At 72.7% G+C, this 16,205-nt stretch carries 12 protein-coding genes; 2 read left to right on the forward strand and 10 right to left on the reverse strand.

The genetic code is table 11. The features are described from left to right. Nucleotides 1–223 precede the first annotated feature (223 nt). The 5 genes from ACFVYS_RS33015 to ACFVYS_RS33035 all read right to left on the reverse strand — a co-directional run bounded on the left by ACFVYS_RS33015 (nt 224) and on the right by ACFVYS_RS33035 (nt 5,826). Nucleotides 224–622: a sortase-dependent protein gene (locus ACFVYS_RS33015; protein WP_389508162.1), complete on the reverse strand. Its 399-nt coding sequence runs from the start codon at nt 620–622 to the stop codon at nt 224–226. A gap of 126 nt (nt 623–748) precedes the next feature. Continuing rightward, complete coding sequence (locus tag ACFVYS_RS33020) at nt 749–2,818, reverse strand: sensor histidine kinase (protein ID WP_389508070.1); 2,070 nt, start codon at nt 2,816–2,818, stop codon at nt 749–751. After that, nucleotides 2,805–3,566 carry a response regulator transcription factor gene (locus ACFVYS_RS33025; protein ID WP_389508164.1) on the reverse strand — a complete coding sequence of 254 codons (762 nt, stop codon included), beginning with the start codon at nt 3,564–3,566 and terminating at the stop codon, nt 2,805–2,807. The genes ACFVYS_RS33020 and ACFVYS_RS33025 overlap by 14 nt, the downstream gene beginning before the upstream one ends. A gap of 94 nt (nt 3,567–3,660) precedes the next feature. After that, nucleotides 3,661–4,821 carry an FAD-dependent oxidoreductase gene (locus ACFVYS_RS33030; protein WP_389508072.1) on the reverse strand — a complete coding sequence of 387 codons (1,161 nt, stop codon included), beginning with the start codon at nt 4,819–4,821 and terminating at the stop codon, nt 3,661–3,663. A gap of 132 nt (nt 4,822–4,953) precedes the next feature. Continuing rightward, nucleotides 4,954–5,826: an LLM class flavin-dependent oxidoreductase gene (locus ACFVYS_RS33035; protein WP_389508166.1), complete on the reverse strand. Its 873-nt coding sequence runs from the start codon at nt 5,824–5,826 to the stop codon at nt 4,954–4,956. Nucleotides 5,827–5,952: 126 nt separating this feature from the next. On the opposite strand from ACFVYS_RS33035, the gene ligA reads away from it, so the two are divergent. Continuing rightward, nucleotides 5,953–8,085: an NAD-dependent DNA ligase LigA gene (gene ligA / locus ACFVYS_RS33040; protein WP_389508073.1), complete on the forward strand. Its 2,133-nt coding sequence runs from the start codon at nt 5,953–5,955 to the stop codon at nt 8,083–8,085. 153 nt (nt 8,086–8,238) lie between these two features. Here ligA and ACFVYS_RS33045 read toward each other — a convergent pair whose 3' ends face one another. After that, entirely contained in the window at nt 8,239–9,306 is a 1,068-nt protein-coding gene (locus ACFVYS_RS33045) for a glycoside hydrolase family 5 protein (RefSeq protein WP_389508075.1), read from the reverse strand. A gap of 660 nt (nt 9,307–9,966) precedes the next feature. On the opposite strand from ACFVYS_RS33045, the gene ACFVYS_RS33050 reads away from it, so the two are divergent. Continuing rightward, complete coding sequence (locus ACFVYS_RS33050; RefSeq protein ID WP_389508077.1) at nt 9,967–10,920, forward strand: M28 family metallopeptidase; 954 nt, start codon at nt 9,967–9,969, stop codon at nt 10,918–10,920. 69 nt (nt 10,921–10,989) lie between these two features. Here ACFVYS_RS33050 and ACFVYS_RS33055 read toward each other — a convergent pair whose 3' ends face one another. Genes ACFVYS_RS33055 through ACFVYS_RS33070 form a run of 4 tightly spaced genes read right to left on the reverse strand, consistent with a single transcriptional unit; the run spans nt 10,990 to nt 16,197 of the window. Next, nucleotides 10,990–13,395: an AMP-binding protein gene (locus tag ACFVYS_RS33055; protein ID WP_389508079.1), complete on the reverse strand. Its 2,406-nt coding sequence runs from the start codon at nt 13,393–13,395 to the stop codon at nt 10,990–10,992. Nucleotides 13,396–13,446: 51 nt separating this feature from the next. Then, nucleotides 13,447–13,875 carry a nuclear transport factor 2 family protein gene (locus ACFVYS_RS33060; RefSeq protein ID WP_389508081.1) on the reverse strand — a complete coding sequence of 143 codons (429 nt, stop codon included), beginning with the start codon at nt 13,873–13,875 and terminating at the stop codon, nt 13,447–13,449. A gap of 53 nt (nt 13,876–13,928) precedes the next feature. After that, nucleotides 13,929–15,170, reverse strand: coding sequence for a polyketide synthase (locus ACFVYS_RS33065; protein ID WP_389508083.1), 1,242 nt, complete (start codon nt 15,168–15,170; stop codon nt 13,929–13,931). Between the two features lie 13 nt (nt 15,171–15,183). Beyond that, nucleotides 15,184–16,197, reverse strand: a complete 1,014-nt coding sequence (locus tag ACFVYS_RS33070) for a zinc-binding dehydrogenase (RefSeq protein WP_171397067.1) — start codon at nt 16,195–16,197, stop codon at nt 15,184–15,186. Between the last annotated feature and the right edge of the window lie 8 nt (nt 16,198–16,205).

A 16,205-nucleotide genomic window follows, 5' to 3' on the forward strand; every position in this document is an offset into this window, starting at 1 on the left:
GGTGCGAACGCGCCCGCGGAGGTCAGCGGGGCTGAGCGGAAGCACTGTGGTGATCCGTGGACGCCGACGGGGGTCAGCGGGGGTTCGCGGCGATGCGTGGACGTCGACGGGGGTGAGTGGGGTTCGCGGCGATGTGCGGAGGGGCGTGCGGGGATACGGCGATGCGTGATGGCGCCGCCCGTGCAGGGCGGCGCCATGGTGTGCCGGTCGGGTCGGTGCGGGGTCAGGCGTCGGTGCGGCCGGCGGTGCGGCGGCGTACGACGAAGGTGCCCGCGCCGGCGAGCAGCAGGGCACCGGCGGCCGAACCGACGAGAGCGGTGGTGCCGGTGCCGGAGCCGCTGGTGCCGGCCTCCGCCTCGCCCGCGGCGACGCCGCCGCGCGGCAGCTGCTTGGCGGCCTCGGCCTTCCTGGCCGCGACCGCCGCTTCCTCCTTCGCCTTGGCCGCCTTGTCGGCTTCGGCCTTCTTCTTGACCGCGTCCGCGTCCGAGTCCGTGCCCGTGGCCGGCGCGGAAGCCGCCGGCGACGGGTCGTCGTCGGCGACGGCGGCGGTGGCGGGGGCGAGCAGCGCGCCGCCCGCGAGGGCGGTCAGCACGGCGAGACGCAGGGTGAGACGGCGGGACATGTCGGACTCCAGTTCCAGCCCGGCCTCGGTGGCCGCGGGCATGACCGAAGACTTGCCGTCAGTTGTGAAGAAGCTGTCAGAGCGGCATGGTCGTCGCGTCAGGGCCGTTGCCTCAGGGCCGTCGTTTCAGGGGCGGGCGGCGGGCTCCTCGCCGTTAGTCGGCAGCTCCGCGTCCCCGTCCGTCATGGCAGGCAACCGCAGGGTGAAGACCGAGCCCTGTCCCTCGGTGCTCGTCACGCTCACCGTTCCCCCGTGCGCCTCGGCGAGCTTGAGCACGATCGCCAGCCCGAGGCCGCTGCCGCCGGTGCTGCGGTTGCGGGACTTCTCCGCCCGCCAGAAGCGGTCGAACACATGCGGGAGGTCGCCCGCCGGGATGCCGCTGCCGGTGTCGCACACCTCCACGGCCACCTCGTCCCCGCCCTTCGTGACATACGGGCGCAGCGTCACCCGGCCACCGGGAGGGGTGTGGCGTACCGCGTTGGAGAGCAGGTTGCCGACGGCCTGGCGCAGCCGGACCGGGTCGGCTTCGACCGGCGGCGGGGGAGGGGAGCCGGGCGCCGTGACGACCTCCAGGGTCACGCCCGCGGTCTCGGCCGGCCCCTGGTGAGCCGCGGCGACCTGGCCGAGCAGGTCGTCGACGAACACCGGCTCCGGGTGCAGCCGCAGCGCGCCCGCTTCGGCCGCCCCCAGGTCCTGCAGATCGTTGATGAGGTGCTGGAGCTGCACCGCCTCGTCGAGGAGCGAGGAGACGAACGCCGGGTCCGGCTCGGCCAGCCCGTCGTGCGCGGCCTCCAGCCAGCCACGGATGTTGCTCAGCGGGGTACGCAGCTCGTGGGCGACGTCGCTGACCATCACCTTGCGCTGTTCCTCGAGCCGGGTCCGGTGGGCGGCCATGTCGTTGAAGGCCAGCGCCAGCCGCCCGATCTCGTTGTCCGGGCCGACCGGCACCGGCGCGGAGTCCAGGCCGTCCCGCATCCGCTGGGCGGCGCCGGTGAGGGCGTGCAGCGGGCGTACCAGCCGGGTTCCGGCGATCACCGAGGCGCCGACGGTGAGGGCGAGGACGAGGGCCGTGACCCCGGCGATGCGCGCGGTGTTGGCCGGTGAGAGGTCGAAACCGGGCACGCTGACGGCGCCGGGTCCGTCGATGAACAGCAGGGCGGGCGCGGCGACATAGGCCGTGAGCTGTTCACGGCGGGCGCTGCCGACGCAGGCGGCCACGGCCCGGTCGTACCCGCTGCCGCGGGCCCGTGCCGCGCCGTCGGTGGTGTCCGCCGCGGCCGCCTTCTTCTCGGCCCTGCGCCGTTCGATCGCCTCTTCCTTGGTGGTGCCGGTCTCGGGCACGGGGACGGGCGCCGACGAGCCGACATCCGAGCCCTCCTGTCCGTATCCCCGGTCCCAGGACAGATCCAGGTTCAGTTTCACGCCCGTGCGGCCCTGCCGCTTCAGACAGGCGTCGGCGAGCTGTTCCAGCGCGCGCAGGGCCGTCTCCTCGGTCGCGGTGGTCTCGGCGCCGTCGACGGACAGGCACTTCAGCTCGCTGTCGCGGTCGGTGCCGTCGCTCACGAACCGGACCCAGGGCCGCCCGCTGGGGCTGTCGACGACATCCGCGGCGATCCCCACCCCCGCGAGGCACTCCGCGCTGCGGGCGGTGGCTCTGCGCAGGACCGTCCGTTCCTTCGCGGGCAGCAGGAACGGCCCCACCGCTCGTGGGTCGACGCGGTCCGTGCCGACCGGAACGGCGTCGGGCACCAGCACGGTGTCGACGGACAGCGGGTCGACGACCGCCGAAGCCTGCGTCGGCAGTTCGGCGGCGGGCGAGGTGCCTGCGGCGGAGTCGAGGAGCGGCTGCCGGTCCTCGGTGGTCAGCACGATCCGGCGTCCGGACTCCCGCGCGAGTTTCCGTACGGTGCCGTCGACGCCCGCCCAGTCGGGATGGCCGGCCGCGTAACCCAGCAGGGTGTCGTAGATCCGCGCGTCGGTGCTGAGGTTGCGCCCCTGCTCCTGACGGATCGCGACGGAGGTCGTCTGCACGGCGAGCCAGGCGGTGGCGGCGACCGAACAGGAGGCCACCAGCGCCGACACGGTGAGCAGTCGGCCGAGCAGGCTCTTGCGGAGCGGCAGCCGTGTCCGCGCGGCAGCCGGCCCTCTCGGCCCCGTTCGCCCTGTCGGCCCCGTCCGCTCATCACGACGACGCACGGCGTGCTCCCTTGGCGGGGTCGGTCAGCTTGTAGCCGACGCCGAAGACGGTGAGCAGCCGGACCGGCCGCCGCGGGGCCGGCTCGATCTTCTTGCGCAGATGCATGACGTGCACATCGACGGTGCGGCCGCTGATGTACTTGTCGAAGCCGTGCAGCTCCGCCAGGAGCCGCTGTCTGGTGAACACCCGGTCGGGCTCCGCCGCCATCGCCGCGAGGATGCGGAACTCACCGGGCGTGCACACGACCGGGGCCCCGCCGACCGACACCTCGTGCCGGACCGGATCGACCCTGAGCGTGCCGACCGTCAGCGCGTCGTCGGCCTCGGCCGGGGCGACGGCGGGCGCGGAGCCGGGACCGGGGGCGGGATCGGCGGCGGGGGAGGGGGCCGCGGGGCGTCGGTTGCGGCGCAGCAGCGTGCGGACCCGGGCCACCAGCTCACGGGGGCTGAACGGCTTGGTCATGTAGTCGTCGGCGCCGAGATCCAGCCCGAGCAGGAGATCGTCCTCCGTGCTGCGGGCCGTCAGCATCAGCACCGGTATCTGCCGGTCCTCCGCGCGCAGGATCCGCACCACGTCGAGGCCGTCGGCCCGGGGCATCATCACATCGAGGACGAGCAGGTCGGGCTCCCGGTGCCGGACCTCCTCGAGGGCCGCACGGCCGTCCTCGACGACCGTGACCGCGTGGCCCTCGTGTTCGAGGTAGCGACGCACCAGTTCTGCCTGCTTCGCGTCGTCTTCGGCGACCATGATGTTTGCGCACACGCCGAGGATCGTAGCGAGCGCCCGAACCGGCACCGCGGTAAGTCGACCTGCGGCAGCGGGAGTTCGACGTCCGTGCCGGTCAGCGCAGGGCGGCGGTCCACTCCAGCTGGCGGGTGACCTCCTCGTCGGTCCGGACCGGCGGCGGGCTCCCGGGGGCGCGGGGCGCCGGGGTGTGGACGCCGCGGGAGATGTTGCCGCTGACGGTCGTGTTGTGTTCCACGCGAGGGCGGCGGAGCGCCTCGTAGTGGGTGAGCGCGGACTCGGTGTCCGGGGCGTCCCGCAGGCACTTGGCGAGGATCACCGCGTCCTCCAGGGCCATGGAGGCGCCCTGCCCGGTGGCGGGGGAGGCCGCGTGCGCCGCGTCGCCGATGAGGAGGGTCCGGCCGGAGCGCCAGGGCGTGCCGCCCGGCATCTCGGTCGCGTTGGTGACCAGGACCGGGGCCGTGGTGGCCGCGACGATGTCCGCGGCGGGCGTGGCGTCCTCGCGCAGCAACGGAACGAGCAGGTCACGCCATTGGGTGGGGGTGGCGTGCGCGATCTCGTCGGCGGTCAGCGGGGCGTCGGCGCTGACCCGGGCGAACCAGTACGTCTCCCCGTCCGGTGACGTCGTGTGGCCGAAGGCGGTCGCGCTGCCGCGGATCATCGTGATGCACCCGGCCTCCGCCACCCCGGCCGCGGGCGCGCGCGTGGTGTAGCCGTAGAAGACGCGCTGTCCCGCGTATCGGGGCTGTACGGCGGGGGCGGTGGACCGGCGGACCGTGGAGTTCAGGCCGTCGGCGCCGAGCAGCAGGTCGCCCGTCGCCGAGCTGCCGTCGGTGAAGTGCGCGGTGACGCCCTCGGAGCCGCTCTCCACCGAGGCGAGCCGGGCGCCGTGCACGACACCGATGCCACGGCGGGCGGCCTCCGTCTGGAGGGCCGCGTTGAGTTCGCCGCGGCGCAGGCACCGGTACCGCAGCCGGGGGTCGCCGGCCTCACCGAGCGGAGCGCGGGCCACCTCGCCGCCCTCGGCGTCCAGCAGCCGCAGGGTGGTGAGCGGGAAGCCGATCGCGGTGACCGCGGCGGTCGCGTCGAGCTGGGCCAGGGCCCGCAGGCCGTTGCTCGCGAGGGTGAGGAACGCGCCGATGTCCTCGGCGGAGTCGGGATGCGCCTCGTACACGGCGACCTCCTGCCCCGCCTTGTCCAGCGCCAGAGCCGCCGCCGTGCCGGCGATCCCGCCGCCGATGACCAGTAGGCGCGCCATGCCTCACCCCGCTGTTCCGCTCATGGACGCACGGCCCCGTCGTCGTACGCCACCCACGGGAGAACGCCCGGACGGTCGCCCGGAGTTCCGGCCGCACCCCGCACGACCGGTCCGGGCCGCCCGTTCACCCGTTCAGCGGCGGAAAGCCGTCAGCACGGCCTCCAGCTGGCGCAGCGGCTCGGGCCCGACGATGCGCAGGACGACGGTGTCGGCGCCGGAGTCCTTCAGGGCGTGGATGTCGGCGACGGCCTGCGCGGGGGTGCCCGAGACGGTGAACACCTCGTCCTGCGGGCGGCCCAGCCAGGCGCCGTGCCCCTCGGTGTGCGGATGCAGGATCCGCGCGACCTGTTCGGGGTCGTCGCCCACGCAGGCGAAGGACAGCACGGTCACCGTGTGGTCGGGACCGGCCCCGCCCTTCGCGGTGAGGGCCCGGGTGTTCTCCAGGTCCCGCGGTCCGTGCCCCTCGGCGATCAGGGTGCCGTCCGCGACCCGGCCGGACAGTTCGAGGGAACGGGGACGGACCACGCCCGCCACCACCGGCGGCACCTGGACCGGCGGATGCACCAACTTGACGCTGTCCAGCCGCACTTCGCGGCCCTCCAGCTCGACCCGCTCACCGCGCAGCAGCGCGCGCACGGAGGTGATCGTCTCCTCCAGGAGAGCCAGCGGCGAGCGGGGAGCGACGCCGACCGACTCCATCCACTCCCGCACCCCGTGCCCGATCCCGGCGACGAGCCGCCCGGGGAACACCCGGGCCAGCGTGGCCAGTTCCATCGCCAGCAGGGCCGGACTGCGCAGCGGCGCCGGTGCGATCCCGATGCCCACCCGCAGCCGCTCGGTCGCCCCCAGCGCCACGGCCGCCGCCGACACCCCGCCGTTCCAGCCGAGGTCCTCGACCACCCACAGGTCGTCCACCCCGAGCGCCTCGGCCCGCCGCGCGAACCCGGGCAACTCCTCGGGAGCCCAGTCGCGGTCGTACATGACACCGACCCGTACGTTCGTCACGTTCGTCATGCTCCGGAACCTATGGCGTCCGCGGCTGTGGATCAACGGCGTCCGGGCCGGACGGCCGCCCCGGGGAGCCTGGCCCAGCCCCCTCGTCCGGGGGCATTGTCAGTGGTGGCAGGCAGGATGTGCGGCATGACAACACCCGGTGCAGTGATTGTGGACGCCGTCGCCTACGCGCAGGCGATCGAGGACGCGGTGAAGGCGTCGGCCGCCTACTACGCGGGTGGCACTTCGGTGCTGGACGACGACGCCTACGACCGGCTGGTGCGCGCCATCGCGGCGTGGGAGGACGAGAACCCGGAGCAGGTGCTGCCCGACTCGCCGACCGGCAAGGTGGCCGGCGGGGCGGTCGAGGGCGATGTCCCGCACACGAGGGCGATGCTGAGCCTGGACAACGTGTTCTCCGCCGAGGAGTTCACCGCGTGGACCGCCTCGCTCACCCGGCGCGTCGGCCACGATGTCACCTCCTTCAGTGTCGAGCCGAAGCTGGACGGTCTGGCGATCGCGGCCCGTTACACCCGCGGGCGTCTGACGCGGCTGATCACCCGGGGCGACGGGACGGCCGGGGAGGACGTCTCGCACGCGATCGGCACCGTCGAGGGCCTGCCCGCCGAGCTGGCGGAGCCGGTCACGGTCGAGGTGCGCGGCGAGGTCCTGATGACGACCGCCCAGTTCGAGCACGCCAACGAGGTGCGCACCGCGCACGGCGGCGCGCCGTTCGCCAACCCGCGCAACGCCGCGGCGGGCACCCTGCGCGCCAGGGAACGCGCGTACACCGTCCCGATGACCTTCTTCGGCTACGGACTGCTGCCCCTGGACGACACCGAACCGGCGCTGGCCGCGCTGCTGGAGGAGAGCGCGCACAGCGACCTCATGACCCGGGCCGGCGCCTACGGCGTGAACACCACCGCGACCACGGCCGTGCCCGGGGTCACCGCGAGCACCGTCGAGGAGGTCCTGGCCCGGGTGGCCGAGATCGCCGGGCTGCGCGCCTCGCTGCCGTTCGGGATCGACGGGATCGTCGTCAAGGCCGACCTCGCCGCCGACCAGCGGGCCGCCGGCTCGGGCTCACGCGCCCCGCGCTGGGCGACCGCCTACAAACTCCCCGCCGTGGAGAAGATCACCCGCCTGCTGGCGGTGGAGTGGAACGTGGGCCGCACCGGCATCATCGCCCCGCGTGCCGTCCTGGAGCCGGTCGAGATCGACGGTTCCACCATCACCTACGCCACCCTCCACAACCCGGCCGACATCACCCGCCGCGACCTGCGGCTGGGCGATCACGTCATGGTCCACCGGGCGGGAGACGTCATTCCGCGCATCGAAGCCCCGGTCGCCCACCTGCGCACCGGCGACGAACAGCCCATCGTCTTCCCCGAGGTGTGCCCGCGCTGCGGATCGGACATCGACACCGGCGAGCAGCGCTGGCGCTGCGTCAACGGCCGCGACTGTCACCTCGTCGCCTCCCTCTCCTACGCCGCCGGACGCGACCAGCTCGACATCGAGGGCCTCGGCCACACCCGGGTCGTCCAGCTCGTCGAAGCCGGACTGGTCACCGACCTCGCCGGTCTGTTCGCCCTCACCCGCGACCAGCTCCTCGGCCTGGAACGGATGGGGGAGACCAGCACCGACAACCTCCTCGCCGCGCTCGCCACCGCCAAGAACCAGCCGCTGTCCCGTGTGCTGTGCGCCCTCGGGGTGCGCGGCACCGGCCGCTCCATGTCCCGCCGCATCGCACGCCACTTCGCCACCATGGAGCTGCTGCGCGCCGCCGACGCCGAGGCGATCCAGCAGGTCGAGGGCATCGGCACCGAGAAGGCCCCGTCCATCGTCGCCGAGCTCGCCGAACTCGCCCCGCTCATCGACAGACTCGTCGCCGCCGGGGTGAACATGACCGAGCCCGGCGCGACCCCGCCCGCCCCGCCGACGGCCGACGCGACCGACGGCGACGGCGAGAGCGCGCGGGCCGTCGCCGCCGCCGGGCCGCTGGCCGGGATGACCGTGGTCGTCACCGGCGCGATGACCGGGGCGCTGGAGAAGCTCAGCCGCAACCAGATGAACGAACTCATCGAGCGGGCCGGGGGCCGCTCCTCGTCCAGCGTCTCCAAGAAGACCAGCCTGGTCGTCGCCGGTGAGGGCGCCGGCTCCAAGCGGACCAAGGCCGAGACCCTCGGCCTGCGGCTCGCCGCGCCCGACGAGTTCGCCGCTCTCGTCGCCGGCTACGTCGACGCGGGCCCCGGCGGGGAGCCGACGGTGTAGGCGGGGGAGCCGACGGTGTAGGCAGGCGGGCCGTCACCGGGCCGGCCTTCAGGTCGGCCGGCCCGGTGACGGTGATCGGTCGGACCGGACACGGTGGGGGCCGCTGCCTGGACCGATCAGGAAAGGCGGCTCACGCCCGGCCGCCGGTGCGCCTCAGCCCTTGACGGGCTTGCCGCGGCCCCATGCCCAGGCGAGGCGGTCGGCGCCCGACTGGTTGGTGGTGGCCAGCCACGGGCGGGCGGTGGTGCCGGTGAGGGTCTGCAGCGAGTACGTGTCGTCGGTGCGCAGACCCGGCCAGTACACGGAGCCCATCTTCAGCTCGCGGAAGGTGTCGGTGACGGCCTGGACGTAGTTGACGAAGTTGTTGTCCGGCGTCTTCACGTTGTAGTTCAGGCCGGTCGTCATGGGGGCGCCGAACTCGTCCGCGACGGTCCGGTTCGCGCAGTCGCCGATGCGCACCTTCAGGTCGGCCACCCACTGGTCGTAGGTCGCGTAGTCCTTCCAGAACCCGTAGTGGTGCAGGGAGAGGTACGTGCCCTTCAGCCGCGGGTCGGCGCAGACCGTGGTGACGTGGTCGTTGTAGCCGGCGCCGCTGACGAACACCCGGTTGCGCGGGACCTTCGAGTACGTCGACAGCCACTTGGCCGCGATGTCGGCCCACTCCGTGTCGGTGTAGCCGTGCGGCTCGTTCATCGGCTCGAAGTAGACGTTCTTGTCGTTCTTGTACGCCTTGACGACGGTGTCCCACATCGGCCAGTAGGTGGCCGTGTCGTCGATGAAGCCGTCCTTCTGGGCGCCCGTGCCCTCCCAGTAGGACACGATGACCTTGAAGCCCTGGTCGGAGGCCGCGTCGATGACCCCGCGGTAGGACTTCCCGTAGGCGCCGTTGACCGTGTACGGGTTGATGGGCAGCCGCACGGTGTTGGCGCCGAGGTTCGCGCGGAACGCCGCGATGATCCGGGTCGCCTTCGCGTAGGTCTGCCGGTAGGTGTCCGTGGTCGACAGACCGGACAGCTGGAGGAGGTCGTCGGCGAAGTTGTCGCGCGGGTCGGCCCAGTTCACGCCCTTGAACTGGGTCGTGTCGGTGGTCGGCGCGGTGCCGGAGGAGGCGACGGCCGGGCTGCCGGCCAGGGTCGTGCCGGTGACGGCGGCGACGGCGACCGCGACGAGGGCGGCGCGCAGGCGGGGGGTGCGGGAGGCTCTGGTGGGGGTCTTGCGCATGACGTGCCCTTTCAGGAGAGGCGGCTCGGCGCTGGGGGACGCGCGGGCTGGGCGGCGGCCGCCACGCGATGTTTGCGTAAACATCAATGCCTTGGGGTGGCTGATGTTTACGTAAACATGGCGGCGCCGGAATCGTGGCACCCGACGATGTGATCGTCAAGGTTTCGGGCGCGTAACGTCCGGGGCTCCGGTGGCGGGTGGGTCGCGGTGGGGCGGGGTGGGAGGGTGCGGCCGCTCGGCCGTCGGTGCGGCGGCATGCCCGGCGGCCCGTCGGTCCCGCCCCGTGCAGGGGGCCCGGCAATCCGCCGGTCCGGTGAGCGAGTCCGGTGATCCGGTCCCGCAGTTCGGTTCCGCAGTTCGGTTCGGCTGTTCGGTTCCGCAGCTATGTAGTTCCGCGTTCCGTGGATGCGTAGTTTCGTGGTTCGGCCGGGCCGGTTCCGGACAGTGCGAAACGCGTCATGAATTCACGTGCTTTTCCGGTGTGGCGGCGGCCGCCCACAGCTGATTTCCGGTGGGCTTTCGGGCGGGAAAGCCGTTGTGGCCCACCTGGCGGAAAAGGAACGTCCGGACGGTTCCGTTTGTGAAGTCTGTTGGCTTCGGCGCGGGCTTCGTGGAAGCATTCGGAAAGATCAATTGCTCGTACCGAGAAGGGAAACAGTTGTGCCTTTCAAGCCGTCCCGTCCGGCCGTCGTCGCGGCGTCCACGCTGTCCGTCCTGCTGCTGACAACGGTCGGCGTGCATGCGGAAGAGCCAGCTCAGGCGGGTGCGGCGGCGCCCGACCTCTCGGTCTCCAGAGTGCTGCGGCACCTGGACGCGCTCCAGCGGATCTCCGACGCGAACAGCGGAAACCGCGCCCATGGCACGGCCGGCTATCAGGCTTCCGTCGATTATGTGAAGAAGAAGCTGGACGCCGCCGGATTCACCACCTCGCTCCAGGAATTCGAGTTCGGTGGAAAGAAGAGCTGGAATCTGCTCGCCGACTGGCCCCGGGGTGGTCAGACCGGAAAAGTCCTCATGGTCGGGGCGCACCTCGACTCGGTGGAGACAAGCCCCGGAATCAACGACAACGGCTCCAGCGTCGCCGCGATCCTGGAGACCGCGCTGACGGTTTCCGCGAAGAACCTCACCCCTTCCCAGCACCTCCGGTTCGGCTTCTGGGGAACGGAGGAGGAGACCTACATCGGGTCCACGCACTACGTGAACACCCTGCCGGCGGCCGAACTGTCGAAGATCACCGCCTATCTGAACTTCGACATGATCGGCTCACCGAACCCGGGCTACTTCGTCTATGACCAGAGTCCGGAGGTCGCCCGGCACTTCGACCGGTACTTCGCCGCCAAGGGCATTCCCACCGAGCCCGCGACCGCCCTCAACGGCCGCAGCGACCACGAGCCGTTTCTGGCCAAGGGCGTCCCGGTGGGCGGAATCTTCACCGGATCCGCCGAGATCAAGACCCCGGAGCAGGCCGCGAAGTGGGGCGGCACCGCCGGTGAGGCCATGGACAAGTGCTACCACCAGGCCTGCGACACCCCCGCCAACATCGACAGGCGGGCCCTGGACGTCAACAGCGACGCCGTCGCCGCGATGGTGTGGAAGCTGGGCGTGCGCGGCTAGGACCTCTGCGCGGTCAGGCCACCGTTGCTCGTGGTGGCCTGACCGCACATCGGGTGCCGCCCCTCCCGCTCAGGTCCGTCGGCGGTCCCGGGGGCGGGCGGCCAGCCGGGCCAGCCGCTCCCGGTCGACCTTGCCCGTGGGGCCGACCGGGAGGGCGGGCAGGACGAGCACATGCTCCGGAAGCATGTAGCTGGGCAGGTTCTGCGCGAGGTGGCGGCGCACGAACCCGCCGCCCGGCGAGGGCTCCGAGCCCCCCACGGCCACGGCCGCCACGATCTGCGGGCCGTCGTCGCCGCGCAGCGTGGTGACCGCGCAGTCCACCACCCCCGGCACCTGACGCAGGGCGGCCAGCACCTCGCCCAGTTCGATCCGGTAGCCGCGGACCTTGACCTGGTCGTCCCGCCGGCCCCGGAACTCCAGGTTGCCGTCGGCCATCCAGCGCGCCCGGTCGCCCGTGGCGTACATGGACTCGTCCGCCAGGCCGCTCACCGTGTCGGCCGTGAACTTCGCGGCCGTCAGCTCCGGATCGCCGACATACCCGTCGGCCACCACCACGCCCGCGATGTGGAGATCGCCCTCGACGCCGATCGGACACGGTTTGCGGTCGCCGTCCAGGACGTAGTAGCGGGCGTTCCGGATCGGCTTGCCGTACGGGACGCTCGTCCAGGCCGGGTCGATCTCCCCGACGTCGAAGTGGTTGGACCAGATCGTCGCCTCGGTCGCGCCGCCCAGCGCCACGACGTGGGCCCGCGGGAAGCGCGCCCGGACGCGGCCGGGCAGGGCCAGCGGTACCCAGTCGCCGCTGAGGAAGACCAGCCGCAGGCTCGGCACCGGACCACCGTCCGCCGTCGCGTCCGTCGCGCCTGTCGCGCTCGCCCCGCCCGTCCCGTCCGGCTCGTCGGCGAAGGACATCACCATGCCGAGCGCGGCGGGCGCCGAGTCCCAGAAGGTGATCGGCTCGCGCAGCATGATGTCCAGCAGGCGCTCGCCGTCGGACAGTTCGGCCGCGGAGACCACGCGCAGGCTGGCGCCCGCCGCGAGGACGCCGAGCAGGTCGTAGACCGACAGGTCGAAGGTGAGCGCGGTGACCCAGAGCAGACAGTCGTCCGGACCCACCGCGTAGGTCTCGTTCACCCACTGGATGACGTTGACGGCACTGCGGTGGCGCACCGACACGCCCTTCGGTACGCCGGTGGAGCCCGAGGTGAAGATGACGTACGCGGTGTCGTCGGCGCCGGGGCCGGCCGGCAGCGGCAGGGCGCGGGCCTCCTCGACGTCGCTCCAGGCGCTGATCACCGGCGTGTACGGGACGGCCGTGTCGTGCGGCGCCAGGCGCACGACGACGTCGTACCGGTCCCGCAGGACCGGCGGCCAGCCGTCCCCACCGCGCCGGTGGATCTCCGCCCGTACCGGCAGACCGAGTTGGGCGGAGAGTCGCCCGAACCACTCGGCGGGCACCCGCAGATGACCGGAGTCGGGGCCCTCACCCGGTTCCGCGAGGTCCGCGAGGACCACCGCCCCGCCCGGCGCCAGGGCGCCCACGGCGTCCCGCAGCACGGACCGCAGGTACTCGAACCCGGGGAAGAACTGGGCGACGCTCGCGAGCAGGACGACGTCCGCGCTCGCCGGGGCCACCACCCGGCCGAGGTCGGCGGCCGCGGCCCGCACGAACCGCGCTCCCTCGCCGGCCTCCCGCCCCGCCCGCTCCAGCGCGACGGCCGACACGTCGACGCCCGTGTAACCGGCCACCCGGTCCCGCAGCGCACCCGCGATCAGACCGGCACCGCAGCCCACCTCGACGACCCGGGGCCGCCGCGCCGTCGGAGCCGCCGACAGCACCAGGTCGCGCACGTGCGAGACATAGGTGTCGATCTGCGCGGCGGAGATCCCGTCGCCGGGGTTCTGGTTGAAGCCCGAGGCCCGGGCCAGGTCCTCGTCCTCGGCGACGGTGTCCCACAGCAGCCCGACCGTCTCCGTGTCCAGCGGGTCCGGGGCCGCGGCCCCGAGATCCGTGCAGACGAGCCGCACGCCGGAGCCCGCCAGTTGCCCGGCCTCCTCCGCGCGGCGGGCCAGCGCGTGGCCGGTGACGAGCCAGTCGATGCCCGACTGACGTAGCGGCGCCGCGATCCGGGTGGCCGGCCAGCGCGCGTCCAGCGGCACGTAGGCGGCGCCGGTGCGCAGCACACCGACGACCGCCAGCACGCTGTCCCACGAGTTCTCGTGCAGGATGCCGACGAACGCGCCACGCCCCACCCCGTGACCGGCGAGGAACCGGGCGAGCAGACCGGAGTCGGCCCACAGCCGCGCGTACGTCCTGACCTCCCCCTCGCCGAGGCGGACGGCGGGAGCGTCGGGGGACTCCCGGACGCGCCGCTCGATCAGGTCGATCATGCTCACCCGGTCCTCGAACGGCCCTGCCGTGTCGTTCCATTCGGCCGGCGGCAGCTCCCAGGGTTCCGCCTTCTGCTCTGCCATCTGCTCTGCCCTCCTTCAGCGGTTCACGGTTCGCGGATGCGCGGGCCGGGGTCAGATCACTCGGCCGTACTTGGGGTTGTCGCGGTGGATGACCCGCTCCCGGATGCGCAGTTCGCCGTCCTCGCGCACCATCTGGTCCTCGACGCTGGAGGAGGAGAAGAAGTGGACCTCGTCCTGCGTGTTCGTCTGGGTCACCAGCGAGTAGTAGGTGACGCGCAGGCCGGCGCCCTCGGTCTGCTCGATCAGGAAGTGGTCGAACCAGTGCCGGGTGACGAGCCCCTCGTACATCGGGAGCATGCTCTTCATCTTGGTGCGCATCGCCTCGCGGCCCTCCACCTTCTCGCCGCGGTGCGGATGGGCGACCGAGCCGTCCTCGGTGAAGGTCGCGGTGAAACGCTCGATGTCCAGGTCGTCCAGGACGCGCATCTGGCGGGCGTAGAAGTTCTTGACCTCGATGTAGAGGTCGGCGGTGACGGACATGCGTGCTCCTCGGTAAGGGAAACGGAAACTGATGGGTGGCCGGCGGCCCGGCGTCAGTGGGCCGGGGCCTCCTCGAGGACGAGGAAGGCGTTGGTGCCACCCACGCCGGCCGACATCAGGCCGGCCGTGCGTGGGCGGCCGTTCGTGGGCCAGGGGCGGCCTTCGGGGAGGATGCCGAAGCGTTCGCCGCGCCCGGTGAACTCCTCGATGGGGACCTCGGTGTTCGGGGTCGCGGGCAGGAAGCCGCGGTCGATCGCAAGGCAGGTCTTGATCAGGGCCGCCATGCCGGCGGCGGTGTCGCAGTGACCGACGGAGGCCTTCACCGAGCCGACCGCCACCGGCGGCCCGTCGGTGCCGAGGGCCTCGATCAGGGCGGTCGCCTCGATCTGGTCGTTCAGCGGGATGCCGACGCCGTGCGTCTCGACGTAGTCGACGTCGGCCCCGGTCAGTCCCGCCGCCTCCAGCGCCCGGCGCACCGCGCGGACCTTGCCGTCGACACCGGGGATGACGAAACCGGGCTTGGCCCGCCCGTCGTTGGTGACGGCGCCGCCGCGGATGACGGCGTAGACCGGATCGCCGTCGCGCAGGGCGTCGTCCAGTCTGCGCAGCAGGACGGCCCCGGAGCCGTCGCCGGGCACCACGCCGTTGTGACGGCGGTCGAAGGGGCGCACGATGCCCTCGGTGGAGTAGATGCTGCGCGGGGTCCGCAGGTAGGAGCCGTCGGCGTCCTCCTGGATCGCCACCGCCCCGGCCAGCGCGTAGTCGCAGGCGTGCGACCGCAGGCTCTGGCAGGCGAGCTGGACGGCCACCGTGGAGGTGGCGCACGCCGAGTCCAGCATCAGCGACTCGCCCCACAGGTCCTGCAGATAGGAGAAGTAGGGCCCGGCGAACGTCGGGTCGACCTGCACCACGTCGTCGAAGGCGGCGCGCGGCACATGCTTGGTACGGGCGCAGCCGGCGTAGACGGCGGTCCGGTCGGCGATCGCCGACAGCCTGACCCCGGCGTCCTCCGCCGCCTGCCACAGCGACTCCTGGAGGATGCCGTGCTGCGGGTCCAGCCCCTCGACGCCGACGAGCGTGTGGTCGTAGGTGTCCCGGTGCGGGGCGGTCCCCCACGAGTGGACCCGCAGCCGGTCCTCGCCCAGGTCCTCCACGACCGGGACCCGCTCCCGCCGGAAACAGTCCCGGCCCGCGACGAGGTTGTCCCAGAACGCCCCCACGTCGGGCGCCCGGGCGAACCGGCCGCCGACGCCGATGACGGCCACCGGGGCCGAGTGCTTGGCGAGTTCCGACATGCCTGTCCTCCCGTCAGCCGAAAGTGAGCGCGATCTTGACGACGTCGTCCTGCCGGTTGTGCGCGAGGTCGAAGGCGTCGGCGATGTTCTTGATGTCGAAGGTGTGGGTGATGTGGTCGTCGACCCGGATCGAGCCGTCCCCGATCAGCTCCAGCGCGGTCCGGAAGGAGGGAAGCCCGGGTTCCAGCTGGGCCCCGCCGACCGCGGTGATCAACTGGGCCTGGCGGACGAAGAGATGGGCGTACGGGATGCGCATGTCGTAGTCCTCGGGCATGCCGAAGAAGCCCAGCCGGCCGTGCTGCCCGACCATCCGCATCGCGTGCTCGCGCGCCCCGTCGGTGCCCGCCGCCTCCACGACCAGGTCGGCGCCCTTGCCGCCGGTCGCCTCCATGACGACCTCCTCGGCGCTCTGCCCGGGCACGTGCACGGTCGCGTCCGCGCCGAGGGAACGGGCCACCGCCAGCCGCCCCGGCTCCAGGTCGACCGCGACGACCTTCTCGAACCCGCGGTGCTTGAGCAGCTGCTGGAACAACAGCCCCGCCGAGCCGACGCCGACGACGGCGGCCGTCGACCCCTCCGGCACGGGCTCCGGCCAGAACCGCTTCAGCGCGAAGACGACGGTCCCGAGCTGCTGCGCCATCAGCTGGACGGTCGGCGCCCCGGTGCCCTTCACCGGCAGCAGGAACCGGTCGGCGATCGTCTGGTAGCGGGCGAACGACGCCATGTAGGCATGGTTGGGCACGGTGAGCACCAGGTCGCCCGGCGAGAAGCGGGCCGACCGGCTCTCGACGACCTCCCCGACGCCCTCGTGCCCCGGGTAGCCCGCCGGGCAGGGGTAGGGGTGGTCGCGCATGTCCCGGAAGAAGGGGGACTCGGCGCGCACCCGGTGCACATCGCTGCCGCAGATGGCGGCCACGGTGTTGCGGACGAGGACCTCGCCCTCGGCCGGCTCCCGGAAGGCGACCTCCGCCACCTCCAGGCGCCCGGGTTCGACGAGAACGGCGGCTTCGCCACGTACGTGCGGCATGCGGACCT

Source organism: Streptomyces sp. NPDC058295, assembly GCF_042880655.1.
In the GTDB taxonomy this organism is placed as follows: Bacteria; Actinomycetota; Actinomycetes; order Streptomycetales; family Streptomycetaceae; genus Streptomyces; species Streptomyces coriariae.